Source organism: Paenarthrobacter sp. NPDC057355, from assembly GCF_042667405.1.
GTDB lineage: Bacteria > Actinomycetota > Actinomycetes > Actinomycetales > Micrococcaceae > Arthrobacter.
In genome coordinates this window covers 15,207-39,633 of sequence record NZ_JBHVAL010000025.1, presented here as the reverse complement: position 1 = coordinate 39,633, position 24,427 = coordinate 15,207, and the positions used below count along the sequence as shown (strand labels likewise).

The window sequence follows — 24,427 nt, the reverse complement described above, 5'->3', positions numbered from 1 at the left end:
TGAACAACGTCACCCTCACCACCAGCGCCGGGGCCACCGGATCCCTGCTCACCACCGACACCACCAACGGCCTGCAACTGACCATCGAAAACTGCAGTGTGGCCTGGACCGGCACCGCCGCCCCCTACACCTGCGGTGGCACCAAAACCACCGTCCTGGCCTCCGCACCGGTCATCGCAGCGAACAAGGTCCTCAACAACCTCACCTCCCTGACCTCGGCCAAAACCGACAACCTCAAAGTCACCACCGCCTTCCCGACCACAGCAGACAACACCTTCCAAGGCGCCACCTCCACCATCGCCTTCGCCTTCACCGGCACCCAACGCACCGAAACCACCAAATAAGCCCCCAAAAACCCCGGAAACCGGCCCGCTTGCCCTTCGGGCCGGTTTCCGGCCATTGTCGTGGGCCGTTCCTGTGCCGGGCACCACACGGTTCCTGGACTCTTGAGCGGACCTTGAGGCTACAAAGGATTCTTTCCTGAGGTCGGCTTGGGAGAGTTGAACCACGGAGATCCACACCATCGAAACGGAAGTGACGACACATCATGCAGGTCAAGTTCATCCTCTGGCGGGCACCGGCCATATTCCTGGCCGTCCTGCTGGTGCTGATGGGCTTTGGGCTGTCACCGGCCCACGCGCGGTTCAACGATACAGAAAGCGCCGGCATGGCAGTGGCGGCGGCCAAAATCCAAGCACCGGCGGCCAACACCGTTTCCGTGACCAAGAGCTGTGATTCCTTTTTGTGGTTCGGACAGGCAAAGATCAGCGTCGGGAGCTACCCGACCATCACCTACGCGAACTACTACGAACTCAAAGTCATTGATCCCGAGGGCGTGGTGCAGTTCACCGGTGATATGAGTAAGTCCTCCGGCCGTTCCTACAGCTCAGGTGTCCAGAGCGTCGGGAACCTCTCCGGGACGTGGACTTACCAGATCCGCGGATACTACAAGGTCCCCAACTCGACCAATAGTTGGGCTGGCCAGCCCCTCACCGGCACACTGAACTGCCCCTGAAGCCCGGAACAGCAGCAACTGCCAGTCGTTCTTAGATCGGGTTGCCGAACTCCCGGATCGTTATCCCCGTAAAGTTCGCCACACCGCCGTCGGAGTAGAGGGAAATCCCGGTATCCCCGTCCCCAAAGTGGACCTGCTGCGAGATCACTGTGTGCCCTGCGTTGACGAAAACTTCCACGCTCTGCGTGTCCACGAAGATCCGCAGATGCACTGACCGGGCGCCGGCATCAATCGGTGCGGCAGCACGCGTGTAAGGAACCAAGGAGTACCCGTTCAGGTCCGAAGGCGCCCGGTCCACGTAAAGGTCCCCGCCGTACTTACCGATGTTGGTATGCCGCGATCCATCCGCGGAGCGTCCCACCGAGACTCCTACATTCGCTGCTGTATCCCATGCGATATCCAATTCCAGCTCATAGGCGCGGCCGTTCCAGGGCAGGACGAAACTGCCGTTGACGGCCTGGTTGGGAAGGGTGGTGGTGGATGTGACATAACCACTCAGCGCAGTCACCGGGCTACTCAGCAGGGAGTACCAACCGCCGCCCTGCTTCTCCAGGCGAAGCTCGCGCGTGATGGAGTTCTGGCCGTTGTAGCCATCGGAGACATCGGTGGGAACATCTCTGGCTGCGTACTTCCAGTTGTTCATCCATGCCGTTGCAAGCCGTTTGGTCTCCGGAGCATCCACCGACGGCCAGGTCACTGCGGCGTACCAGTCCCAGCCCCAGTCCAGCCATTGCGGAGTCAGGTTGTCCGCAACGAACGACGTGCCGTTCCAGGTTCCCATCCAGTAGGCGTAGGTCATGGGCAGGCCGATGCTGTACGCATCCATGCTCGCCGCGAAAACCCAGTGCCGGGTGCCATCCCCCGCCGTCATTTCAAACAGGTCCGGACACTCGATACCGCCAAGCGCATGGTTGGGGTAGTCAAAGTTGGATTTCCATTGCCAGTTCTTGAGGTCGGGCGAGGTGTAGAAGGCGGCGTACCTTGCGCGGCCAATGACGCACACCCATTCCCCGCGTACAGCATCCCAATGGATCTTGGGGTCCCGGAACCACTCGGCGTTATCGATCTCGGCCTGGGTGGTTGCTGTCCGGCCGTCCGTATTGACGATCACCGGGTCCGCGAGCGCCGTGAAGGTGTAACCGCCGTCCGTGGACCAGTAGAGGTACTGTTCCTGGTACTTGCGGATGCCGTCGGTCGGCTTGGTGGCCAGTACGACGACGGCCCCGGCACCGAAACCTGCGGTGTTGGCTGTGTCCACCACCCCTGAACCGGACCATACGGGAAAGTTCGGTTGGAGCGGCAGGACGGCACCGTGGTGGGTGAACGACACACCATCGGTGGTGGTCGCGTGGTCCCACCCACCCTCGCCATTGTTGACGCTGGAGTGCAGGTAGTAGAGCTGGTAGGCGCCGTTTGTATACACCGGTCGCTGCGGATCACAGAGCCATCCGGATGGCGGAGTCATGTGATAGACCGCCCGTTTGGACGGGCTGGCTTGGGCTGGACCGGCAGCTGCTCCACCCATCAGCAGGGCCAAGGCGCCTGCTCCGGTGCCTTGCAGGACGGTACGTCGTGAGAATTCGGGCGTCATGAAGTGGTTTCCTCTCAAGCATTCATTGGTTGAGTACGCGATGGCGGTGCAGGTGCATCCGGGCACGCCAAAGTGCGCCATCAAAGGGGCTGGATTACTTCGTCCGTGGGGCCGACCCGTTGTGTCCGCTCGGCGTCGAGGGGGCACGGGTGTGCCTTCGGTAGCAAGGACGTTAGCGGCTTTGGGTTTGGCTGGTCAAGCGTTTTAGCGGAGAAGATCTCCCGCGAAAATTAACTTTGCTAAAACGCTTGATCAATTGTTGTGACCTGCGCTACCTTCATGGTGATCAAACGCTTTAGCAGAATGGACATCAGCGCAGATGAAACGCTCAGTCTTCTTCCAACCCGCCGACGGCTGGGTCGGAGACCTTATCCCCTTCGAGAAGGACGGGGAGTTCTGGCTCTTCTACCTCCACGAAGTACGCTCCGATCCCAAACCCGGCACCTCCTGGAACCTCATCACCACCAAGGACCTCACGCAGTTCGAGGACCACGGCGTGGCACTCCCACACGGGACCACCGCCGAACCGGACTTCAACGCCTACACGGGCAGCGTCGTCGTCGATGAATCCGGTGTCCACCACCTGTTCTATACAGGCCAAAACCCCCGCAACCTGGGCGCCGACGGCCTCCCCCTCCAACTGGTCATGCACGCCACCAGCACAGATGGGATGCAGAGCTGGACCAAGCACCCGGAACTGACATTCGGCGCTCCGGAAGGCTACGAGTCCGGCGACTGGCGGGACCCGTTCGTCTTCCGCGACGAGGCCAAAGGCCAGTGGCGGATGCTGCTCGCAGCCCGGCATTCAACCGGCCCGGAACGGCGCCGCGGCGTGATCGCCCAGTGCCTTTCCACGGACCTGATGACGTGGGAGTACGCCGAGCCCTTCTGGGATCCGCGCCGCTACATCACCCACGAATGCCCCGACGTTTTCCAGTGGGGCGACTGGTGGTACATGGTGTACTCCGAGTTCTCGGAGTCCTTCACCACCAGGTACAGGATGGCGAAAAGCCCCGATGGCCCATGGACTGTGCCGGACCTGGACAGCATCGATGGCCGCGCCTTCTACGCATCCAAAACCGCTGAACGCGACGGACGGCGCTTCTTCTTCGGCTGGATCGCGAGTAAGGAAGGAGACAGGGACCAAGGGCCCTGGGAATGGGCCGGCACCATGTCAATCCTGGAAGCCCGGCAAAATGCGGACGGCACCCTCGGCTTCTCATTCGCCGACGAGCTGGTGGAGAGCTTCTGGGAGGACGTGCCGGTGTCCCTCACAGCAGAATTGCCGGCGCGGTTGGACGTGCCGGACAGCTATGCCGCCCTCGTCTCGCAGGAAGAGCTGCCCTCGCAGTTCTACGCAAAAGCGGTGCTGGACATCGCACCCGACACCACAGAATGCGGGCTGCTCCTGCGATCAAGCCACGACGGCGACCAGTCTTACATCCTGCGACTGGAACCCAAGCGGAACCGCCTCGTCTTCGACCGGTGGCCGCGCACCATCACCGGCGACGCACAGTGGCACGTCTCCGGAGACGTTCCGTTCGATATCGAACTTGAGCGTCCCTGCAACCTCGCCCCCGGCGAGCACAGCCTTGAGGTGATTGTCGACGGCGACACTTGCGTCGCCGTCGTCGACCGCCAGGTTGCGCTCAGCGCCAGGATCTACGACCTGACGACGGGACGGATCGGCGTCTTCGCCGGCGAAGGTTCCGCCACAGTCACCGAACTTGAAATCCGCCAACGCACCGAAAACTAAGCACCCCAACCCCAACCTCTGTTCCAATCAAGGGAGATTGCCGCAATGAAAAAACTACTCCGCGCTGCCGCCGTCGCAGCCGCCGCCGCCCTGGCATTGACAGCCTGCGGCGGAGGAGGAAGCACCGCCAATCCTGCCAACGTCAGTCCGACCGGTGAGATCAAACCACGCGAAATCTCGTGGCTGCTGTCCAGGCCGGCTGACGGCGCAGTCATCAACATCATGAAGAAGCTCGCTGATGACTACGCCAAGGACCACCCGGGCTTCTCGCTGAACCTCATCACCACACCGGATCGGCCGTCCTACATCCAAAAGCTGGAAACACTGGCAGCCGCGAACAAGCTCCCTGAGCTTTTCGACACCGACGCCACACCGTTCGCCCAGCAACTGGCCAAGCAAGGCAAGATGGTGGAAGCCGACAAACTGCTGAAGTCCTTGAACCTATACGACAATTACCGCCCGGGTGCGCTGGACTACCAACGCTTCGACGACGGTTCCCTGTACATGATTCCGTTCCAGTTCGAGCTGGAATTCATCTGGTACAACAAGGCCCTCTTGGAGAAGGCGGGGGTTTCCGTTCCGAAATCGCTCGATGACATCCCTGCAATGTGCACGTCACTGAGGAATGCCGGGATCACGCCCATCGCCATCGATGGACAGGACCAGTGGCCGCTGGAACGCTACGTTGCCTACCAGCCATTCCGCCAAGCCGGCCCTGACTTCGTCCAGAAGTTGAAGAAGGGCGAAGCATCATTCTCGGACGCTCCCGGTCAGAAGACCGTCGAATGGATGGCCGCGCTCGGCAAAGCAAACTGCTTCCAGGACGGGTTCTCCTCGCAGGGATACTCGGATGCGCAGAACCAGTTCACGTCCGGCCAGGCAGCCATGTACAACATCGGCACGTGGGAACTCCCCAGCCTCGCCACCGACAAGCTGAACCCCGCAGTGCGGGATGACATCGATTTCTTCACCCTCCCCACAACTGTGGGTTCGGTGACGGCAGCCAACGAGTTCGTCTCCCCATCAGGCATCGGCATGGCCGTGAACTCGAAGACCTACGATCCGCTGGTGAGCGACTTCCTGAAGTTCGCGCTGGAGAAGTACCCCACCGAGTACGCGGCCACTGGCGCGCTGTCCCCCACCACCAACGTGCAGACCACCATCCCGGCAAACGCCACACCGCTTTACAAGAAGGCCCTGGACACGGCGAATGACCTCGGGGACAAGCAGGCCATGCCGTGGGATACCCAATTGGACCCCACCACCAACGGCAGGCTCCAACAGGAACTCGTGCTGCTGGTCCAGGGCAACATCACGCCCGAGCAGTTCACCACCACGATGAACAACACCATCAAGCAGAACGCGCCCAAGTTCTTCAAGTAAACGTAGCTGCGGGGGGCCGCGAGGCCCCCCGCCCCGAAAGGCCCTGCCATGCTTCCCAACCGGTCAAGGACGTCCGTCCTGGTCTTCCTGCTCCCACCATTGCTGCTCTACTGCGCAGCCGTGCTCTTCCCCATCCTGCAGTCGTTGTTCCTCAGCTTCTTCTCCTGGAACGGCATCAGCGACATGGAGTTCGTGGGACTCCAGAATTACATCCGCATGCTGACCGCGGACGACATCTTCTGGCGCTCGTTCTTTAATGCCCTCCTCTATCTGGCCATCTGCCTGGTCCTGCAGCTCGGCGGGGCACTCGTTGTCGCCAGCCTGTTGACCTCCCTGCGGCGCGGCCGGGAACTCATCAAAACCCTCTACCTGCTGCCCGCGGTGATCTCCACCGTGGCGATTGCTTTCCTGTTCGTCCGGATCTACTCGATCGATCCCGTGGGCCTGCTCAATCAACTCCTGCACTGGCTGGGACTCGGTTCCTTCGAACGCGCTTGGCTTTCCGATGTGAACACTGTTCTCGCAGCTGTTTCCGCCCCCGAGGGATGGCGGTTCACCGGTCTCTACATGCTCATCATCTACGCCGCCCTGATCGCCGTCCCCAAGGAACTGGAAGAAGCCGCGGTCCTTGATGGCGCATCAAAGTGGACCCTCTTCACCAAGATCCGCTTCCCCTACATCCGTCCCGTCTGGATCACCACCACCATCATGGCCACCACCTACGGCCTGCGCGGATTCGACATCCCCTACCTCATGACCAACGGCGGCCCTGGACAATCCTCCGAGCTGCTCACCACCTACATGTACAAGACGGCATTCACCAGCACGGACTTCGGGTACGCAAGCACCATCTCCGTTTTCATCGTGATCGAGTGCCTCGTCGCCGTCGGCCTCATTCTTTTCATGCTCAAGCGGAAGGCAGACTCATGATCGCCCAGACGGCCCCGGCCACCCACACTCCAGCGGTCCCGCCGTCGTCACGGCCTGTGGCAAAGCGGCGACGCCGCAAGCCGAGCCTGTACCGGACGCTGTCGCGGGTCCTGATCATGCTCATCGTGATCGTCCAGGTTTACCCGTTGGCCTGGCTCTTCCTCACCAGCCTGCGCACCGAACACGACTTCGCCACCGGAGACCCCTTCGCCCTGCCAAGTTCGCTGACGTGGGAGAACTACGCCCGGGCCTTTGAAACCGGCGATCTTGGCCGGAACATCCTGAACAGTTTCATTGTGACCATGGGTGCCAACGTGCTTATTGTCCTGTTCGGCATGATGGCCGCCTACGCCATCCAGGTCCTTGGCTTCCGATTCAGCAGGTTTGTACGGGGGTTGTTCCTGGTGGGCATCATCGTTCCCGTTCAGATCGCCCTGGTCCCCCTGTTCATCGACTACTCCACCGTGAACCTCCTGGACACCTACCAGTCCATGATCATTCCCTTGGCTGGGTTTGCCCTGCCCATGTCCATCTACCTGTTCTCGTCCTTCTTTGAGTACATTCCACGCGAAACCTACGAGGCCGCGTCCCTGGACGGCGCCGGGCCTTACCGGATTTTCGGGCTGATTACCCTGCCACTGTCCCTGAATACCGTGGTCACCGTGGTCCTGGTCAACAGCATCTTCATTTGGAACGACTTCATTTTCGCCAACACCTTTGTTCTCTCCGAAGAGCTCAAGACCATCCCCCTGGGCCTGCAAAACTACATCGGCGCCATGGGCAAAGTGGACTGGACGGCGACGTTCGCTGCAGTCTGCGTCACCATCACGCCGCTGCTGCTGGTTTTCCTGGTGCTGAACAAGGCCATGATCCAGGGCCTTGAGAGTGGGGCGACGAAGGGATGACGGTCACGGCAGGTGGATATACTCCTGATGGAGGACAGATGATTTCGCAGGAGAAAAATTCAGGCAGCGCGGCCGATGTTCCAGTCACCACCGACCGCGTCCATCCGGTCACCCTCCGCGAAGTTGCTGAAGCAGCCGGTGTTTCAACGGCCACGGTCTCCCTGGTGATCAACAAAAAGAAGAATGCCCGCATCGCGGACGAGACCCGGCGGCGCGTCCAGGAAGCCATCCGGCGCCTGGGGTACCGGCCCAATGCCATGGCCAAGAACCTGGTCAGCGGAACCTCGAAATTCATCGGGCTCGTGGCGGACGGGGTTGCAACCACGCCCTTCGCCGGCCAGATCATCCACGGCGCCCAGGACGAAGCATGGAAGCACGGGTACGCCCTGCTGATCGCCAACACTGAGGGCAACGTGGACCTCGAAAAGGACGCCATCGCCATGATGCTCGAGTACAAGGTCCGGGGCATCCTGTACTCCACGTGGTTCCACCGGGCCACGGAGGTTCCGGAAACGCTGCGGGAGTCGGACTTCGTGTTGGTCAACTGCTTTTCGCCCGATTCACTGACCTCCCGCGCCGTAGTGCCGGACGAGGCACAAGGCGGGAAGTCGGCCACGGAAATCCTGCTGCGCGGCGGGCATCGTCGCATCGCCTTCATCAACACCACCACGCCCGCGCCGGCCAAGGACGGACGGCTTCAGGGATACATGGACGCGTTGGCGGCCGAAGGGATTGCGTTTGATCCCGGGCTGGTGCTGGAGGCCTATCCGGACCAGGAAGGTGGCTACGGCGCCACGGAGGAGCTGCTCAAGCTCAACGTTTCCGCCGTCTACTGCTACAACGACCGCATGGCCATGGGTCTGTACGACGGTCTCCGGGAGCACGGGCTCGCCATCCCCGACGACATCGCCGTCGTGGGCTTCGATAACCAGGAAGTCATCGCCGCCCACCTTCGGCCGCCATTGTCCACGGTGTCCCTCCCCCACTACGAACTCGGAGCAGCGGGAGTCCGGCTGTTGCTTGGCCTGGATCAAGCAAGCGGCGATGGTCCGGTAAGAATCGAGTGCCCGGCAGTTGAGCGGGCCTCGGTGGCAGTGCACTCGGCCGCTTGAAACCGGGGCCGCCGGGTTTGGCAGGGACGCCTCCACCTGTCTAGGCTGGAAATCATAAGCTTACTTAGCTTTGTGTTCCATGCCTAAGCAACCGGAGGACCACCATGACTGATCAGTACACCTTCCGAAACCCGGTCACTGCCTACGAGCAGATCTCCCCGCCAAAGCAACACCAGCCAGAGCCGGGCCTCGACGCGGAGCTCACACCCAAGGCGGACCTCGGCGAGGAAAGCTACCGCGGGACCGGACGGCTCGAGGGCCGCAAGGCGATCGTGACCGGAGCCGACTCCGGAATCGGCGCAGCCACCGCCATCGCCTTCGCACGCGAGGGGGCCGACGTCGTGCTTTCCTACCTTCCCGAGGAAGAAGAGGACGCCGCGCGGATTGCCGGACTTATTGAGGCCGCAGGCCGCAAGGCCATTAAGGTCCCGGGCGACCTCAAGGACTCCGCAACCTGCCAGGAAGTGGTGGACACCGCCGTCGCAGTTCTGGGCGGCATCGACATCCTGGTCAACAACGCCGGCAAACAGGTGGCGCAGGAGAACCTTGCCGACATCACCGACGAGCAATTCGACCACACCCAGAAGACCAACGTGTACGCGATGTTCTGGTTGACCAAGGCGGCGCTCCCGCACATGCCCGCAGGCTCCACGATCATCAACACCACCTCCATCCAGGCGTACAACCCGTCGCCCACGCTGGTGGACTATGCCACCACCAAGGCGAGCATCAACAACTTCACCAAGGGGCTCGCGCAGCAGCTCGCGCCCAAGGGCATCCGCGTCAACGCCGTAGCGCCGGGCCCCATCTGGACCCCGCTGCAAGTCAGCAGTGGCCAACCCAAAGAGGAACTGCCCGAGTTCGGCCAGTCCACTCCCCTGGGCCGCGCCGGACAACCGGCGGAACTGGCGCCCGCCTATGTCTTCCTGGCGTCGCCGGAGTCCAGCTATGTCGTGGGAGAGACGTTGAACGTCAACGGCGGCAGCCCCACGCCGTAGCGCGACTTGGCAGAAGTACGACGGCGACGCCTCCACGCGCGGGGGCGTCGCCGTCGTCGTACCGCCCTCGCGTCAGGGCCGGACAGCACTTGGGGGAAATGCGTCCGGCCCTGCGCCGCGGATCCCTTGGGCAGCACCGGCCGACGAGGGGGGTCATGGGCCGTTGCAAGGATCCGCTGGATTCAGTAAAGGCGTGCCCGCGGGCAAAGACACGAGTAATTGGTACTCGCTTTTTGACACTTTTGGAGTTGGAGCTACTTGCTCGCGCCAGAACCCCTACACTTGGGCTTGAAAGGGGTGCACATGACGTCACGAGGGATCTGCGTTGTCATCGAAGATGACCACGACATCCGCGACCTCATCGACCTGATCCTGAGCAGCGAAGGCTTCGACGTCCACGCTTTCGAGACAGGAACGGAAGGCGTCATGGCTGCGGAGCGGTTGAACCCCGCCCTGATTACCCTGGATCTTGGCCTTCCTGACATGGATGGCCGCGAGGCGGCAAAGCTGGTTGCCGCCCTAACCCCGGCGCCGATCCTGATGATTACGGCGTTCGCCGAGCGGGAGGATGAACTCCAGGGCATGGCTTCCGGCGCAGCTGCCTACCTGATCAAGCCGTTCCGCCCCCAGCAACTCCGGGAAGCCGCACTGGAACTCGCTCCCCTCGAACTGGCTCCCACAGAGTTGGTTCCCACCCCGCTGGCTTCAGTCCCGCTGGCTCCAATCCCGCTGGTGTAGTTCGGCTATTGGGACAGCAGGCGGTCGCGAACGGCCGCGCGGTCCACTCTGAGTTCCTGGAACAGGGCGGTCACGGGGTCGTGTTCCTCACGTTCCAACAGGGAAATCAGGAGGCTCGACGCGGTAATCTTCCGCGATTTCTGATCCACCGCTGATTTCACCATTGAAGCCATGACCTCTTTGGCTCCGGAACTGAACGGCGGCTTCCTTCCTCGGGTGGGCATCGCAGCCCGCACAAGGTCCTTGCTTTCGAAGCCGATGGCCTTCAACGCCGCAGCGTCCAAGCGCGCCGCCGCCTTCCGCGCATCCTCCAGCGAAATTCCCAGCGCCTCAGCCGGACCGCGTTCGTGGAGGGCGCCCAGCAGAAGGTGCTCAGTCCCCATCCTCTTGTCGCCCAAGCTGCGTGCCTCCTCCATGGCATACCCGACGATCCGACGGGTGTCATGCGTAAATTGCTCAAACATGGCTCAACTCATTCCCTGTATTTTGTCATTCCCTGTACTTGGCGTGGACCGATTGCCGGGAAACACCCAAGGCGTCACCGATCTGTTCCCACGTCCAGCCCTGCTCGCGGGCAGCCCGGACGTGGACGGCCTCGACCTGTTCGGCCAGGCGATGAAGGGCGCCCACGGCCCGCAATCCGACGGCGGGGCTGGTGGAGTGGATTTGCTCGGACAGTTCATCGGCTTCCATGCCTGTCAGGCTAGACTGACACGCCAGGGCTGTCAATGCAGACTGACAAGCTTCTTTGGCTGTATTACCGTCCCGTCGCAACTAGACTCATCGTCAGAAGGACGGATTGGGGGATCCACACGGCGCGGAAGCGTCGTTCCGCTGGTCGGTCGAAACCAGCGAGCAAAGGACAACTATGGCCTTCTTCCAGGATTTCCCCCTTCCGACCCAGCCCCAACGCGGCCGTCAGGTCCGGTTCGTTCCACCGCCATGGTCCGGAGCGCCGCGCTACGAGCTCCCCGCGCTGGTCCACATCGGCAAATTCCTGCACTACGGCCCCAGTCGCGTGATCGCTGTCAAGGGCGTCGAGGTCTTCTCTACCGGATGCAACATCGACCTGACCTGGATCATCCGTCGGGCCGCCGAGACCGACGAGGAGTGGGAAGCGCTCAACGGGGTGTTCTTCCAGCACGGCTTCCGACCGAAACCCGAGCAGAATCTGCTGGATGTACTCCTGCTTTTTGGCGTGGAACTCCCGGACGGTTCCCGCGCCTTCACCGGGGCTCACGGAGGTAACCGGTACATGGATCCATCCCAGCAACCCACGCCTCCCGTCCTGACCTTCAACGGCGGTGGTGGCAGCGGCGGGGATGACGAACTGGCAGGCTCGGGATCGCTCTGGCTGTGGCCCCTGCCCGAGGCCGGCGACCTCCGGCTTGTCACGCAATGGCCCGCCCTCGGCATCGATGAAAGCTCCCTGATTCTCGACGGCGGACAGCTGCGGGCTGCGGCGGCGGGGGCCAAGGTGTTCTGGGCCGACGATTCCGCCGAATCCAAGGGCTGAGCCCATGGCATCGCCGTGGACCTTCCTTATCGCCCTGCACGCCATCGCTGCAGGCTACGCGCTGATCTTTGGCGCTGTTAACCTGCTTCGCCGCAACAAGGGCACACCAGCCCACAAGACTCTGGGCCGGATCTGGGCAGTGAGCATGTACATAGTGGTGCTCAGCTCCTTCGGGATCCGGACCATCGACGGCGGATTCAACTGGCTCCATGCCCTTTCCGCGCTGACCTTCTGCACCCTCACCCTCGGCTTGTGGGCGGTGCGCAAAGGCAACATCCCATCCCACCAGCGTTTCATGACGGGCAGTTACTTCGGGCTCGTCGGTGCGTTCATCGGCGTCGTCGCCGTACCCGAACGGCGCTTGCCGCAGATGGCCGTCCACGACATCGTTGGACTCGCCCTCTGGGTTTCCGCGCTGGCGCTCACTGCTGGGCTGACGGTGGCAGGTCTGGCGCAGCTGCGCGGATCCACGCAGCCCGGTTGCCACCGCCGGGTCTAACTCCGGACGTGCTGGCTTATCAACGGCGGTTCAGGAAACGCGTCGGGAAACCCAGGACATCGTGACCGAGGTTCGCCGCAGAGGATGAGTACTATGCCACGCTGCTGGACTGGCTGTAGAACCATTCCGATTTTCCGGACCAAAGCGTCCGCCCATTCGACAGATATCCGGGGTGAACGTCGCCTTTGCGGTTCCAGTGGTCGTGCTTCTTGTTGCTGGCGTCATCGAATCCATCATGGCGAGCCAGGAACGTGGCCATTCCGACTGGGCCTGGACGCCGGACACCTTGTTCCTGCGTTGCGCGCGACCGCTGCCCGCACGGTGACCGCGGCCGCCGTCACCGTCATCATCACCGTCACCGCCATGCTCATGGCTGTCCCCGCCGTCGTCGTCGTCGAATCCCCCATCTGGAGTCCCCACACCAGCTTCTCAAATGAGCAATAACCGTTCGAACTATTTTGATTCGGTGGCTAAAATCAAAATAACTCCATCCTTACTCAGACTTTTGAGGACACCATGACTGACGCCTGGCCGCCGCACGGCTCCAAAACCATACCTTGGACGACTTCAGGGAGGGCCCCACGTGAAGACCGTGAGTTCACCGAAGTCGAGGTTTCCCTGCCACCCATAATCGGGGACCTCTGGTACAGCCCGAGCCGGGAAACCATCGTCGCATTGGAAAAGGCTGCGGTCTCAGTCGCCTCCCTGGATGTCACGGCCGGAACGCGCATGGCCGCCATCAGCGGGTTCCTCCTGCGCACTGAGGCTGTGTCGTCCTCAAAGATCGAACACGTAGACGCCAACCGCAACGACTACGCGAAGGCCATGATCGGCTTGAAGGCCAGCGAGAACGCCAGGTCGATGGTCGCCGCCGCCGACGCCGTGCAGTTCATGATCGATGACGCCGGAAAGAGTGGCATGGTGCGTCTGGAGTCTCTCCTCAAGGCCCACCAAACATTGATGAAGGACGACCCGTTGGACTGGAAGCACGCCGGGAAGATTCGGGACGTCCAGAACTGGATCGGCGGCAGCGATTACTCACCGCGGGGAGCCGTTCATGTTCCCCCTCCGCCGGAAATGGTGTCAGAGCTGATGGAGGACCTGATGGCGTTCTGCAACCGGGACGACGTGCCGATCATGGCGCAGGCCGCGATTGCCCACGTCCAGTTCGAATCCATCCACCCCTTCACGGACGGCAACGGCCGCATCGGGCGGGCGCTCATCGGCGCCATCTCCCGTCGGCGCGGCCTGACGAAGAACACAGTGACGCCCATCGCTTCGGCGATGGTTGCCGATGTGCAGCGGTACTTCACGCTCGTCAACAACTACCGGACCGGTGACGTCGACCCGTTCGTGCTTTACCTGGCCAACTCCGCCCTGCGCGCTGCGGATGCCGCGAGGGAAAGTGTGGCCGCTCTGGACGCCTTGCCAGCGATGTGGCTGGAGATGTCCAAGCCGCGCAAGGGCTCCGCCGAGGAGAAGATCATCCCGTGGCTTTTGGAGCGGCCCGTGTTCGAAGCGAATCATGCGGCGCATATCGCCGGAGTGGCCGAGACGTCCGTGTACGGCGCCCTGGAGAGACTAACGACGGCTGGTGTCATCACGACAATCACCCAGAGCAAGCGTAGTAAGGCGTGGGCAGCCACCGAGGTCCTGGACGAAGTAGACCGGCTCAACGCCCGGCTGGCGAAGGTGGGAGGGGAGGCCTGACGAATCCGTCAGGCACGTTATTGCCCAGCCAGTTAGGCGCCAGTTCTGGCCTGCTGGAGCCCCCTGTCGGATTCGAACCGACGACCCCCGCTTTACAAGAGCGGTGCTCTGGCCAACTGAGCTAAGGAGGCGTGCTCCGGTATCCGGAGCCAAGCGCTGAAGAGCGCTAGATAAGGGTAGCCCAGACCATTCCCTTCAACGAAATCTGCCTGCACCAACACCTGTTTTAACCACAGCGGCCGGCCACCCCATAACGCTGGGTGACCGGCCGCCGTCGTGATTCAACTAAAGGCTTAGCCCTTTGCCGTGATGGCGGTCTGGATCTCGGCGTTGAGGTCGGTGCTGCCGTCCCACTGCTTGCCGTCGACGAAGACCGTCGGGGTGCCGGTGATGCCGATTGCGGCAGCTTCCTGGGTGGCAAACTTCACCCACGGACGGTACTGCTTGCTGTCCACGCATGAGTCGATGTTGGCCCCAACCTCCGTGGCCATGGCCTTGAGGTCCTTGTCGGAGATGCCCGCACTGCCTTCAGCCGGCTGGCGCTCGAAGAGCAGGTTGAAGAAGTCCGCGTACTTCTCCGGGGAGGTGTTCGCTACGCAAGCCGCTGCGTTGGCCGCGCGGGACGAGTAGTTGGTGGTGGACTGCTGGTCCAGGAATCCGAGAGCGCGGTACTCGAGGGAAATCTTGCCGTCGTTGCGGAGCTTCGTCAGCGCATCACCGTAGGTGGTCTCGAAGCGCTTGCAGACCGGGCAGATGAAGTCGATGTAGGCAACCACCTTGACGGGCTTGCCGGCCTCGGCCTCGCCGCCGGGTACAGTCACCGTGGCAGGCTTGGTTGCCGGAGCGGAGGGGACGTCGGCGAGGTTGACTGAGCTGGGTTCGGACTTCTGAACTTCGCTGCCTGCCAGCAGCGTGACGCCGCCGTGGACGTTGCCGTTGGCCGGCGTCGGGCCTTGATCGGCAATCGGCGCGTTGTTCTGAATGTTGCCGACAACTACGGCAGCAATGATGGCAACAATGACGACGATGGCAACCACGATGCCCCAGCCGACCAGAAGCTTGTTGCGCTTGTCCTTCTTCAACTGCTCTTCGCGGATTGCCCGCGCTTTCTCCCGTGCCTGGGCGGTGCGTTCGGCCTTTGACAGGCGGGATTCGTTTGCGGGGCTCATCAGTTCCTCGGGTTACTCGACGTCGTAGTGAAAGCTAGGGCAACGGGGACAGTTTACGGGAGCCAACTTGGAGCTCCACCGCATACCCTCCCGTCCGGTTGTTGAACGATCAACCGCCGGGGAAGATTCCGCTAGTAGGCTGGGAGTTGAGTCACAGCAACCCCAGGGAGCATTAATGCAGGAACCGGCAAGCGAAAAACTCACAACCGAGCAGGGCACCCGGTCGTCTCCGACCAAGAAGCCCACGGCGAGCAAATTCGAGTTCATGGTGGTCTCCAACAGACTGCCGGTGGACCGTTGCAATGACGACGGAGACGGCGGCGGTGGTGGCTGGCGGCGTTCGCCCGGCGGTTTGGTCACGGCGCTGGCGCCCATGATGACGAAGTCCGACGGCGCCTGGGTGGGTTGGCATGGCGCCCCGGATGAGACAGTGCGCCCGTTCAGCCATGAAGGCATGGACCTGGTCCCGGTCCAGCTGAGCAGCCATGAAGTTGAGCTGTATTACGAGGGCTTCTCCAACGCCACCATCTGGCCGCTGTACCACGACGTGATCGCTCCGCCGGAGTTCCACCGTACGTGGTGGGATTCCTACCGCGCCGTGAACAAGAAGTTCGCCGACGCCGTCATCCGCCACGCCGCCGACGGCGCCACTGTTTGGGTCCAGGACTACCAGCTCCAGCTGGTTCCGCGCCTGCTCCGTGAAGCGCGGCCAGACCTCAAGATCGGCTTCTTCAACCACATTCCGTTCCCTCCCCCCGAGATCTTCGCCCAGCTTCCGTGGCGTCGTGACATCATCGACGGCCTGTTGGGGGCCGATCTCCTCGGTTTCCAGCGGCCCAGCGATGCCGGCAACTTCATGCGCTCGGCACGCCGGTTCCTCGGTGCCAGCGTCAAGCAACAGCAGGTCCACGTGAAGGGCCCGGACGGCGAAGTCACGCATATCGCCAGGGCCCAGGCTTTCCCGATCTCCATCGACGTGGACCAGATCCGCGAACTGGCGGGCCGCCCGGACATCATCGAGCGTGCCAAGCAGATCCGCAAGGACCTCGGTGACCCCAAAACAATTCTCCTGGGCGTGGACCGCCTGGATTACACCAAGGGAATCGGCCACCGCCTGAAGGCTTTCGAGGAACTTTTGGCGGACGGCCAGATCAAAGTCGAAGATGCCACGCTCATCCAGGTCGCCAGCCCCAGCCGTGAGCGTGTGGAGCAGTACCGACTCCTCCGCGAGGAAATCGAAGGCACCGTGGGACACATCAACGGCACCTACGACACCATCCAGAACACGGCCGTCCGCTACCTGCACCACAGCTATCCGGTGGAGGAAATGGTGGCCCTCTACCTCGCCGCGGACGTGATGCTGGTTACGGCTCTCCGCGACGGCATGAACCTGGTGGCCAAGGAGTACGTCACGGCACGTTCGGATGACGACGGCGCGCTTGTCCTCAGTGAGTTTGCCGGCGCCGCCGACCAACTCAAGCAAGCGTTCCTGATCAACCCGCACGATATCGATGGCCTCAAGTCCGCGATCCTGCGGGCCGTGAACCTCCCTGAGAAGGAAGCACGCCGGCGCATGAAGCTGATGCGCAAGCAAATCCTGGACCACGACGTCGACTACTGGTCGGCCGCGTTCCTGGCTGCCCTCGAAGAGAAGGTGGTTCGCGATGACAGCTGAGCGCCTGTCCTTATCGCCGGAATTGTTGGACGCGGTGCGGCGCATTTCCACTACCGAACACCTGCTGGTGGCGTTGGACTTCGACGGTACGCTGTCGCCGATCGTGGATCGTGCCGAGGACGCACGGCCCTTGCCACGGTCGGCAGCTGCCTTGGCGAGCCTCGCCGAACTGCCGCGCACGACGACGGCACTCATCTCGGGCCGCGCCCTGGACAGTCTGCGGCTGGTCGCCTCTCCCCCGGCAGGCACGTTGCTGATCGGGAGCCACGGGGCCGAGGTATGGCTGGGCGAAGGATCGCTTGGCCTGGAACTGGACGAGGAGCAACGGCAAAAGCTGGCCGCTGTCCGTGAAGTCCTTGCCGAGATCGTGAACATCGCCCCCGGCACGTTGCTCGAAGACAAGCCCGCCGGCGTGGTCCTCCACACCCGGATGGCCGATGACGACGTGGCCGCTGACGCCGTCGAAGCCGCCACCAGGGTCCTCAGCGAGCACCCCGGCGTCTACCTGAAGACCGGCAAACGCGTGCTGGAAACCTCCGTGGTCCACGCTTCCAAAGGGGAGGCCGTGGAGTTCCTCCGGCAGGCAACGGGTGCCACGGCCATCCTTTTCGCCGGCGACGACGTCACCGATGAAGACGCGCTGGGCCGGCTCATGGGTGATGACGTCGGCATCAAGGTGGGGCTCGATTTCACCCAGGCGCAGCACCGGGTGGAAGCTCCCGTCCACGTTGCGGAGCTGCTGGAAGCGTTGCTGCGGGAACGTCGCCGGGTGACAGCTGGGGCCTAGAAGGCGATCAAAGTCATATGTGATGTTCGTAATATTTAGGTGGTTACTCAAAAAGTCTGACATACTCTTGCTTGTGACGTGACGCACAGTAACCGTGCGGCGCCACGCGATCCTCCCCGGCCCACGGCCGGGGAGCTCAACTGAAGAAAATGAACCATTCACAACGGATCGTCCGGCACGTACCTGCCGGTGAAGGGATTGATAACTGTGGCTACAGTTACTTTTGATAACGCTACGCGTCTGTACCCGGGCACAGATAAGCCCGCCGTCGATAAGCTCAACATCGACATCGCCGATGGCGAATTCCTGGTCCTCGTTGGACCCTCCGGTTGCGGTAAGTCCACCTCCCTGCGCATGCTCGCAGGTCTTGAGGATGTGAACGCCGGCCGCATTCTGATCGGTGACCGCGACGTCACGGATGTTCCCCCGAAGGACCGCGACATCGCAATGGTCTTCCAGAACTACGCTCTGTACCCGCACATGACTGTCGCGGACAACATGGGCTTCGCACTGAAGATCGCCGGCGTTTCCAAGGAAGAGCGCGCAGAGCGTGTCCGCGAAGCCGCCAAGCTTCTTGACCTTGAGCAGTACCTGGACCGCAAGCCGAAGGCACTCTCCGGTGGTCAGCGCCAGCGTGTTGCCATGGGCCGTGCAATCGTCCGTAACCCGCAGGTCTTCCTCATGGATGAGCCGCTGTCCAACCTTGACGCCAAGCTCCGTGTCCAGACCCGTACGCAGATCGCATCCCTGACCCGCCGCCTCGGCGTCACCACGGTTTACGTGACGCACGACCAGGTCGAGGCCATGACCATGGGTGACCGCGTTGCAGTCCTCAAGGACGGCCTGCTGCAGCAGGTTGACACCCCGCGCAACCTCTACGACCGCCCGCAGAACGTTTTCGTTGCAGGCTTCATCGGCTCCCCGGCCATGAACCTGCTGGAACTTCCGGTTGTCGACGGCGGCGTCCAGTTCGGTGGAACGGTTTACCCCGTGCCGCGCGACGTCCTCGAAGAGGCACACGGCCAGACCGTCACCGTCGGTTCCCGCCCGGAGGACCTCGAGACCGCTCCGCAGGGCGAAGGCCTCCAGGTTGAGGTCGACGTCGTCGAAGAGCTCGGCGCCGACGCTTACGTCTACGGCCACACCATCCTCGATGGCAAGAGCCACGACATCGTTGCACGCGTCGACGGCCGCCGCCCTCCGATGAAGGGTGAGTCCATCTTCGTACGTCCGCAGTCCGGCCACGTGCACCTGTTCGACACCAAGACGGGCCTGCGCCTGGGCGACTGATCGCGACTGTACGTTCCGCATTGTGATGGCGGCCCGACCCTTCCGGTCGGGCCGTTATCACGTTAACCTTCTTCCCGGAAAGAGCGGCATGAACACCACAGATACCCTGATTCCACGGCCCTCCCACGTTGCGCTCCAGGACGGTCCCGCTTTCACCCTCGCAGCCAGCGCAAGGATCGTAGCCAGCGGCGCCGCCGTGCCGGTCGCTGAACAGCTGGCCGCACTGCTCCGCACCGCGACGGGCTATGGGCTACCCATCGCCGAGACTTCCCGCCCCGGGGACATCGCCTTGGAATTGGAGGAATTGCCCGACGGCGGACGTGAGGCTTATGCCCTGACCGTCACCGCTGATGGTGTTCGGCTTACGGCGTCCACCCCTGCGGGCCTCTTCAATGGAACACAGACGCTGCGGCAGCTCTTCCCTGCCGCCATCGAGGAAAGCACCGGCGACGCTGACGCTGGCACCTGGGTGATTCCCGCCGTCGAAATTCTGGACGCCCCTCGCTTTGGGTACCGCGGGCTCATGCTGGACGTGGCGCGGAACTTCCTCACTGTGGAGGAGGTGAAGGAGCAGATCGACGTCATGACCCAGTTCAAGTTCAATGCCCTTCACCTGCACTTGACGGATGACCAGGGTTGGAGGATCGAGATCCACCAACCGCCGGAGAGCCCTTCTGGACTGGATTATGGCAAGCTGACGGCGATCGGTGGGCAGGGCGCTGTGGAGCTGCCAACGGCACTGCCTCCGCGCGGCAAATCCGGCTTCTATACACAGCAGGATTACAAGGACCTCCAGGCCTACGCCGCCAGCAAGAACGTGGTGGTTATACCTGAGATAGACCTTCCCGGCCACGTCAATGCGGCCCTCGCCGCGATTCCCCAGCTCAACCCCGACGGCCAGGCAAAGCCCATGAGCACCACCTCGGAGGTCGGATGGTCTACCCTGAGTGCCGACTTGCCGGTGACGTACGAATTCGTTCGTGAAGTCCTCGGCCAGCTTGCCGCGATCACGGACGGCCCCTATCTGCACATCGGCGGCGATGAGGCACACGTCACCGGACACGATGACTACATCACGATGGTCCAGGAGTTCGTTCGGATCGGCGCCGAAACCGGCAAAACGGTGGTGGGCTGGAACGAGTACGCCGCCGTCGACCTTCCAGAGGGTTCGGTGATCCAGTACTGGTTTGGGGACCTGGAGGCGACCGTCCGGAGGGCCGACGCCACCGTCATTATGTCCCCGGCGGCCACCACGTACCTTGACCAGAAGTACTCTCCGGAAAGCCCCATCGGCCTCGAATGGGTGGAGGGCGGACCCTTCACCTGGGCCGAGTACTACAACTGGGATCCGGCCCAAGGCGGCCTGCACGACGAACAAATCCTGGGCATCGAAGGACCCCTCTGGACCGAAACGGTGCGCAACAACCAGCAGGCCCAGTGGCTGCTGTACCCGCGGGCCATTTCCCTTGCGGAAGTCGGCTGGTCCGAACAGGAGGTCCGCAACGCCGGTGACTTCCGACGTCGGCTGGGCGCCTTGGGTGAGCGCCTCGCCAAGCAGGGGGTCGTCTTCCAGGAGGCACCCGACGTCGATTGGTCGGCAAAGCCGGCAGATCCCTTCCCGGCGCCAGGTGCGCCGGTATCCCCCGAGTACGGAACAATTGAGGCATGAGCGAGCAAAACGAAGCCCAGTGGCACGACGAACCCACCGACTACGGGCAGATCGGCAAGCTCCCCCGGACCGAGGCCGCGAGCGCACAGGACTCTGCCCCTCCGGCCAGTGTGATTGGTTCGCTGAACATCACGGCTGCAGCTGCCGACCCTGAGCTCCTGGACCTCCCGTGGCACATCGCGTTGGAGGAGTGGCCTGCCGAGTACTTGGCTGCGCTCCCCCGCGGTATTTCCCGGCACATTGTCCGTTTTGCCCACTTGGGCGGCTCGGTGATCGCCATCAAGGAAACCTCCGAGCACGTGGCACGGCACGAGTACCACATGCTGCGCAAGCTCGCCCGCTTGGATGTCCCGTGCGTGGAGCCGGTTGCCGTCATTACCGGCCGCACCACAGCCGACGGCAAGCCGCTCAACCCGGTGCTTGTGACCCGGCATTTGAAGTTCTCCATGCCGTACCGTGCACTGTTCTCCCAGATGCTCCGCAAGGACACCCTGACCCGATTGATTGACGCGCAGGCGCTGCTGCTGGTCCGCTTGCACCTGATCGGGTTTTACTGGGGCGATGTCTCGCTGTCCAATACGTTGTTCCGCCGTGACGCCGGTGCGTTTGCTGCGTACTTGGTGGATGCGGAGACGGGCGAGCTCTACCCGGACCTGTCCATGGGCCAGCGCGAATACGATCTCGAGATCGCCCGCGTGAACATCGCCGGTGAGCTGATGGACCTTCTCGATGGCGGGCTCATCGAGGAGAAGGTGGATCCCGTGGCCACCAGCGAGCTGATCATGGACAGCTACCGCCGGCTCTGGACGGAGCTCACCGAGAAGGAATCGTTCGAATTGGGCGAGCGCTGGCGTGTGGGTGCCCGCATCCGTCGCCTCAACGAGCTCGGCTTCGACGTCGAGGAATACGCCATCAAGACCACGGCGGATGGTTCCACCATCCAGCTGCAGCCCAAAGTCGTCGACGCCGGCCACCACCAGCGGCGGCTGCTGCGCCTTACCGGTTTGGACGCCCAGGAAAACCAGGCACGCAGGCTCCTGAACGACATGGACCAGTTCCGTGCGGACAACAACCCTGACCTGGACGAGGAGATCAGCGCCCATATCTGGGTCAGCCAGATCTTCGAACCCATTGTGCGTTCCATCCCCCGGCACCTCGCTGGAAAGCTGGAGCCCGCCGAAGTCGTGCACGAAGTCCTGGAGCACCGTTGGTATATGAGCCAGAAGCAGGACCGCTACGTTCCTTTGGCTGAGGCCGTGCAGTCGTACTTGGACACCGTGCTGCAACATCGTCGTGACGAGGCAGCGATCATGCTGAACCCGGACACGGAACTGCTGAAAATCCTCGAGGTCGAGGTGGAAGAATCCGGCCGGTACGACGACGAAGAAGAAGACGCCTACCCCGACGCCGACGACTAGTGGAGTTTTTGTACAGATAACGCCCGGAAGAGGGCCTCTAAAGGGCGTTATCTGTACAAAAACTCAAGGTTCCAGGGTTTCGGCGAGGCCCGCTAGGACGGGCTCGCGGCCCAACTCGATGTGCGAGTATGCGAGCGAGTACGCCAAGTCCGGCCGGCCTTTGAGGATCGCGCTGCACAGCTCGGTGTGTTCGTCGCGCTGGAGTTCATGGCTGCGGTTGTGCGTGAGCCCGAAAATCCAACGCATCCGCCCGAACAACGGCTTCACCGACTCGATCAGGAGGCTGTTCCCGGACAGGCGCACGATTTCTGCGTGCAGCTCCGCGCTGATCAAGGCGACGTCGTCAGTGCGGTCCCCGTCGATGGCCGCACGGGAGGCCTCCATGAGTTCCACGAGCCGCCCGCCGTCGCCACCCTCTGCCACCCGGGTAGCGGCCATGCGTGCAGCGAACGTTTCCAGGCAGAGGCGTACGTCGAAGAGTTCATTGACGTCGGTGAGCGTCAGTTGTCGCACCACGGCGCCGCGGCGCGGAAAGGTAGCCACAAAGCCGTCCTGTTCCAGCCGCTGGATGGCCTCACGGACCGGGATGCGGGAGACGTTGTAGATCTCGGAAAGTTCACGTTCACGGAGCCGGGCACCCTGGGCGTACTTGCCTGTGACAATGCCTTCCAGTACCAGTTGGTACACGTTCTCCGCGCGGGCCTCGTCATCGCGGCCATTCCCGGTTTCCGGCGTCGCCTCAGCCACTGTGGAACTTCCCTTCATTCCTGCGTACGCTCCCGTCACCGGGCGGCGTCGGTCAGCGTTCCAACCGAGCATACACGGGAGGAAACAGCTCATCGGCAGGGCGCTTCCTGATGTCACGTTGGCTGTAGGCCCGACGCATCTTGTCGAAAAGTTCCTGCCCCCTGGAGCGCCAGAATTCCAGGTCAACTCCCTCGATCCTGCCCTCGGCCATGATGGTCCGTCCGGCTACTACTGACAGCACGGCCTGACGGGCTGTTCCGTTGAGAAGGAGGGTTCGCAGCGGGTCCTCGTGGACGCCGTCGCGAATGTCCCCCAAGGAGAACGCCACCAGGTCCGCCTGCGCGCCCGGCTCCAGCCGACCCAGGTCCGGGCGCCTGAGCGCCTGCGCACCGCCGAGGGTTGCGGCGTCGAAGTATCCGGCGAGGTCACCGGCGTCGTTGGTCCCGGCGAGGATCTTGGCGAGCTGAACTCCGGCATCGATGCCGCGAATGAGATCAGGCGGGAAAGAGTCCGTGCCCAGGGAGATGTTGATTCCCGCATCCTTGTAGGCGTTGAAGGAATCCAGCGTGCTGCCGTAGCGCATGGAGGTCAGCGGGCAGTGGATGATGCTGGCGCCGCTCCCGGCCAGCAGGGCAAGGTCACCGCGGTCCTCGCCATATACCGCGGGATTTCTGTCAGTGTACGTAGCGTGCGGGATCAGCAGTCGCTCATTGAGCAGGCCGACCTGGTCCAGGAGTGCCAGGGGCGTCATGCCGTGCCAGTCCATGATGAGCTGGCGCTCCACGAGGCCTTGGAGCGAGTGGAGCCGCACCAAAACGTCCCGTTCGGTGGAGGCGGCTGCGGTCTCCTTGAGCAGTTGGAGGTCCAAGGTCTCGATCCTGCAGGGAAGCAGGACGCCGTTGACCAGTGGATCATTGAGTTCGTTCGCGTAGTCGATGAAGCGCAGGGCGTCGGCCAGCCCCTCACGGCCGCGGTCGTCGTCGAACATCACTGACCGTTCGCCGTCGTTCAGTACCACGTTCACTCCCGAGCGATAGGCGGGGCCGAGGTATCCGCGCAGGCCCAGGCGCCGGCTGGTCTCCGCCATGCCCACCAGTTCCTCGAAGGTCTCGGCCCATTCGGAGTGCACCTCGGAGGCGATGGGCATGTAGGTGGTGATGCCGTGCAGGATCAGCTGGATCAAGGCGTATTCACGGATCTGCTGGCGTTCTTCGGCAGTGAAGACGTTGGCACGGCCGTTCCGGAAGTAGTCCTCGGACCATTGATGGCCCTTGGCCTGCTCCGGGCCTGCCCAGCTGTCCAGAATGAGGTGGTCGATGTCCGTGAGGGCATCCAGGTCAATCAATCCCGGCATCAGCAGGGCATCGCCCAGGTCACGCTCCTCATCCACCGGTCCCGGGTAGTCGTATCCGACGTAGTCGATGGTGTGGCCGCTGTAGACCACGCATGCGTTTTCGAGCAGGACATGGCGTCCGTCGTGATGGCCCAGCACATAGCGGGCGGTGACCTTGGTGGGCAC

Annotated in this window: 23 protein-coding genes, 1 tRNA gene and 1 pseudogene; 18 read left to right on the top strand and 7 right to left on the bottom strand. The window is 62.7% G+C overall.

Going from position 1 to position 24,427, the window contains the following annotated elements; all coding sequences use genetic code 11:
* Both ACFUOZ_RS19830 and ACFUOZ_RS19825 read left to right on the top strand, forming a co-directional pair.
* A pseudogene (locus ACFUOZ_RS19830) lies at nucleotides 1-344 on the top strand (hypothetical protein); the annotation flags it as partial.
* Nucleotides 345-547: 203 nt separating this feature from the next.
* Nucleotides 548-1,015: a hypothetical protein gene (locus ACFUOZ_RS19825; RefSeq protein ID WP_377551356.1), complete on the top strand. Its 468-nt coding sequence runs from the start codon at nucleotides 548-550 to the stop codon at nucleotides 1,013-1,015.
* A gap of 31 nt (nucleotides 1,016-1,046) precedes the next feature.
* Here the strand turns inward: ACFUOZ_RS19825 and ACFUOZ_RS19820 are convergent, their stop codons facing one another.
* The gene (locus ACFUOZ_RS19820) at nucleotides 1,047-2,606 is read right to left on the bottom strand and encodes a glycoside hydrolase family 32 protein (RefSeq protein ID WP_377551353.1); all 1,560 of its coding nucleotides are present in this window, start codon (nucleotides 2,604-2,606) and stop codon (nucleotides 1,047-1,049) included.
* A 319-nt stretch (nucleotides 2,607-2,925) separates the two neighbouring features.
* Here ACFUOZ_RS19820 and ACFUOZ_RS19815 point away from each other — a divergent pair, with 319 nt between their 5' ends.
* The 7 genes from ACFUOZ_RS19815 (at nucleotide 2,926) to ACFUOZ_RS19785 (ending at nucleotide 10,428) form a co-directional block, all read left to right on the top strand.
* The gene (locus ACFUOZ_RS19815; protein ID WP_377551350.1) at nucleotides 2,926-4,362 is read left to right on the top strand and encodes a GH32 C-terminal domain-containing protein; all 1,437 of its coding nucleotides are present in this window, start codon (nucleotides 2,926-2,928) and stop codon (nucleotides 4,360-4,362) included.
* A 45-nt stretch (nucleotides 4,363-4,407) separates the two neighbouring features.
* A complete protein-coding gene (locus ACFUOZ_RS19810; RefSeq protein ID WP_377551348.1) occupies nucleotides 4,408-5,745 on the top strand; it encodes an ABC transporter substrate-binding protein in 1,338 nt (445 codons plus the stop codon).
* A gap of 48 nt (nucleotides 5,746-5,793) precedes the next feature.
* Nucleotides 5,794-6,675 carry a carbohydrate ABC transporter permease gene (locus ACFUOZ_RS19805; RefSeq protein WP_377551344.1) on the top strand — a complete coding sequence of 294 codons (882 nt, stop codon included), beginning with the start codon at nucleotides 5,794-5,796 and terminating at the stop codon, nucleotides 6,673-6,675.
* Nucleotides 6,672-7,580, top strand: a complete 909-nt coding sequence (locus ACFUOZ_RS19800; protein ID WP_377551341.1) for a carbohydrate ABC transporter permease — start codon at nucleotides 6,672-6,674, stop codon at nucleotides 7,578-7,580. The genes ACFUOZ_RS19805 and ACFUOZ_RS19800 overlap by 4 nt, the downstream gene beginning before the upstream one ends.
* A 38-nt stretch (nucleotides 7,581-7,618) precedes the next feature.
* Nucleotides 7,619-8,692 carry a LacI family DNA-binding transcriptional regulator gene (locus ACFUOZ_RS19795; RefSeq protein ID WP_377551339.1) on the top strand — a complete coding sequence of 358 codons (1,074 nt, stop codon included), beginning with the start codon at nucleotides 7,619-7,621 and terminating at the stop codon, nucleotides 8,690-8,692.
* A gap of 104 nt (nucleotides 8,693-8,796) precedes the next feature.
* The gene (locus ACFUOZ_RS19790) at nucleotides 8,797-9,690 is read left to right on the top strand and encodes a glucose 1-dehydrogenase (protein ID WP_377551337.1); all 894 of its coding nucleotides are present in this window, start codon (nucleotides 8,797-8,799) and stop codon (nucleotides 9,688-9,690) included.
* Between the two features lie 303 nt (nucleotides 9,691-9,993).
* Nucleotides 9,994-10,428: a response regulator transcription factor gene (locus tag ACFUOZ_RS19785; protein ID WP_377551335.1), complete on the top strand. Its 435-nt coding sequence runs from the start codon at nucleotides 9,994-9,996 to the stop codon at nucleotides 10,426-10,428.
* A gap of 5 nt (nucleotides 10,429-10,433) precedes the next feature.
* Here ACFUOZ_RS19785 and ACFUOZ_RS19780 read toward each other — a convergent pair whose 3' ends face one another.
* A complete protein-coding gene (locus tag ACFUOZ_RS19780; RefSeq protein WP_377551333.1) occupies nucleotides 10,434-10,892 on the bottom strand; it encodes a Clp protease N-terminal domain-containing protein in 459 nt (152 codons plus the stop codon).
* A 25-nt stretch (nucleotides 10,893-10,917) separates the two neighbouring features.
* Nucleotides 10,918-11,121: a helix-turn-helix domain-containing protein gene (locus tag ACFUOZ_RS19775; protein WP_363930306.1), complete on the bottom strand. Its 204-nt coding sequence runs from the start codon at nucleotides 11,119-11,121 to the stop codon at nucleotides 10,918-10,920.
* Between the two features lie 175 nt (nucleotides 11,122-11,296).
* On the opposite strand from ACFUOZ_RS19775, the gene ACFUOZ_RS19770 reads away from it, so the two are divergent.
* The 4 genes from ACFUOZ_RS19770 to ACFUOZ_RS19755 all read left to right on the top strand — a co-directional run bounded on the left by ACFUOZ_RS19770 (nucleotide 11,297) and on the right by ACFUOZ_RS19755 (nucleotide 14,153).
* Entirely contained in the window at nucleotides 11,297-11,944 is a 648-nt protein-coding gene (locus ACFUOZ_RS19770) for a hypothetical protein (protein ID WP_377551330.1), read from the top strand.
* A gap of 4 nt (nucleotides 11,945-11,948) precedes the next feature.
* Complete coding sequence (locus tag ACFUOZ_RS19765; RefSeq protein ID WP_377551327.1) at nucleotides 11,949-12,443, top strand: DUF2306 domain-containing protein; 495 nt, start codon at nucleotides 11,949-11,951, stop codon at nucleotides 12,441-12,443.
* A 297-nt stretch (nucleotides 12,444-12,740) separates the two neighbouring features.
* On the top strand, nucleotides 12,741-12,887 hold the full coding sequence (locus ACFUOZ_RS19760; RefSeq protein WP_377551324.1) for a hypothetical protein: 147 nt from the start codon (nucleotides 12,741-12,743) through the stop codon (nucleotides 12,885-12,887).
* Nucleotides 12,888-12,959: 72 nt separating this feature from the next.
* Nucleotides 12,960-14,153 (top strand): Fic family protein, encoded by a 1,194-nt coding sequence (locus ACFUOZ_RS19755; protein WP_377551322.1) that lies wholly within the window; start codon nucleotides 12,960-12,962, stop codon nucleotides 14,151-14,153.
* Between the two features lie 54 nt (nucleotides 14,154-14,207).
* Here the strand turns inward: ACFUOZ_RS19755 and ACFUOZ_RS19750 are convergent.
* Together ACFUOZ_RS19750 and ACFUOZ_RS19745 are read right to left on the bottom strand one after the other, a co-directional pair.
* A tRNA-Thr gene (locus tag ACFUOZ_RS19750) sits at nucleotides 14,208-14,284 on the bottom strand.
* Nucleotides 14,285-14,446: 162 nt separating this feature from the next.
* Nucleotides 14,447-15,322 carry a DsbA family protein gene (locus ACFUOZ_RS19745; protein WP_377551320.1) on the bottom strand — a complete coding sequence of 292 codons (876 nt, stop codon included), beginning with the start codon at nucleotides 15,320-15,322 and terminating at the stop codon, nucleotides 14,447-14,449.
* A gap of 175 nt (nucleotides 15,323-15,497) precedes the next feature.
* Between ACFUOZ_RS19745 and ACFUOZ_RS19740 the strand changes: the two genes are divergently transcribed.
* From ACFUOZ_RS19740 to ACFUOZ_RS19720, 5 genes are all read left to right on the top strand, one after another.
* Nucleotides 15,498-16,997 (top strand): trehalose-6-phosphate synthase, encoded by a 1,500-nt coding sequence (locus ACFUOZ_RS19740; protein WP_377551318.1) that lies wholly within the window; start codon nucleotides 15,498-15,500, stop codon nucleotides 16,995-16,997.
* Entirely contained in the window at nucleotides 16,987-17,784 is a 798-nt protein-coding gene (gene otsB, locus ACFUOZ_RS19735; protein WP_377551316.1) for a trehalose-phosphatase, read from the top strand. Before ACFUOZ_RS19740 ends, otsB begins: the two co-directional genes overlap by 11 nt.
* 207 nt (nucleotides 17,785-17,991) lie before the next feature.
* Nucleotides 17,992-19,074, top strand: coding sequence for an ABC transporter ATP-binding protein (locus ACFUOZ_RS19730; protein ID WP_144662837.1), 1,083 nt, complete (start codon nucleotides 17,992-17,994; stop codon nucleotides 19,072-19,074).
* Between the two features lie 88 nt (nucleotides 19,075-19,162).
* Complete coding sequence (locus ACFUOZ_RS19725) at nucleotides 19,163-20,743, top strand: beta-N-acetylhexosaminidase (RefSeq protein WP_377551313.1); 1,581 nt, start codon at nucleotides 19,163-19,165, stop codon at nucleotides 20,741-20,743.
* Nucleotides 20,740-22,161: a DUF4032 domain-containing protein gene (locus ACFUOZ_RS19720; RefSeq protein ID WP_377551311.1), complete on the top strand. Its 1,422-nt coding sequence runs from the start codon at nucleotides 20,740-20,742 to the stop codon at nucleotides 22,159-22,161. Before ACFUOZ_RS19725 ends, ACFUOZ_RS19720 begins: the two co-directional genes overlap by 4 nt.
* 63 nt (nucleotides 22,162-22,224) lie before the next feature.
* Here ACFUOZ_RS19720 and ACFUOZ_RS19715 read toward each other — a convergent pair whose 3' ends face one another.
* Both ACFUOZ_RS19715 and ACFUOZ_RS19710 read right to left on the bottom strand, forming a co-directional pair.
* Entirely contained in the window at nucleotides 22,225-22,926 is a 702-nt protein-coding gene (locus ACFUOZ_RS19715; RefSeq protein WP_377551308.1) for a GntR family transcriptional regulator, read from the bottom strand.
* Nucleotides 22,927-22,960: 34 nt separating this feature from the next.
* The gene (locus ACFUOZ_RS19710) at nucleotides 22,961-24,427 is read right to left on the bottom strand and encodes a chlorohydrolase family protein (RefSeq protein ID WP_377551306.1); all 1,467 of its coding nucleotides are present in this window, start codon (nucleotides 24,425-24,427) and stop codon (nucleotides 22,961-22,963) included.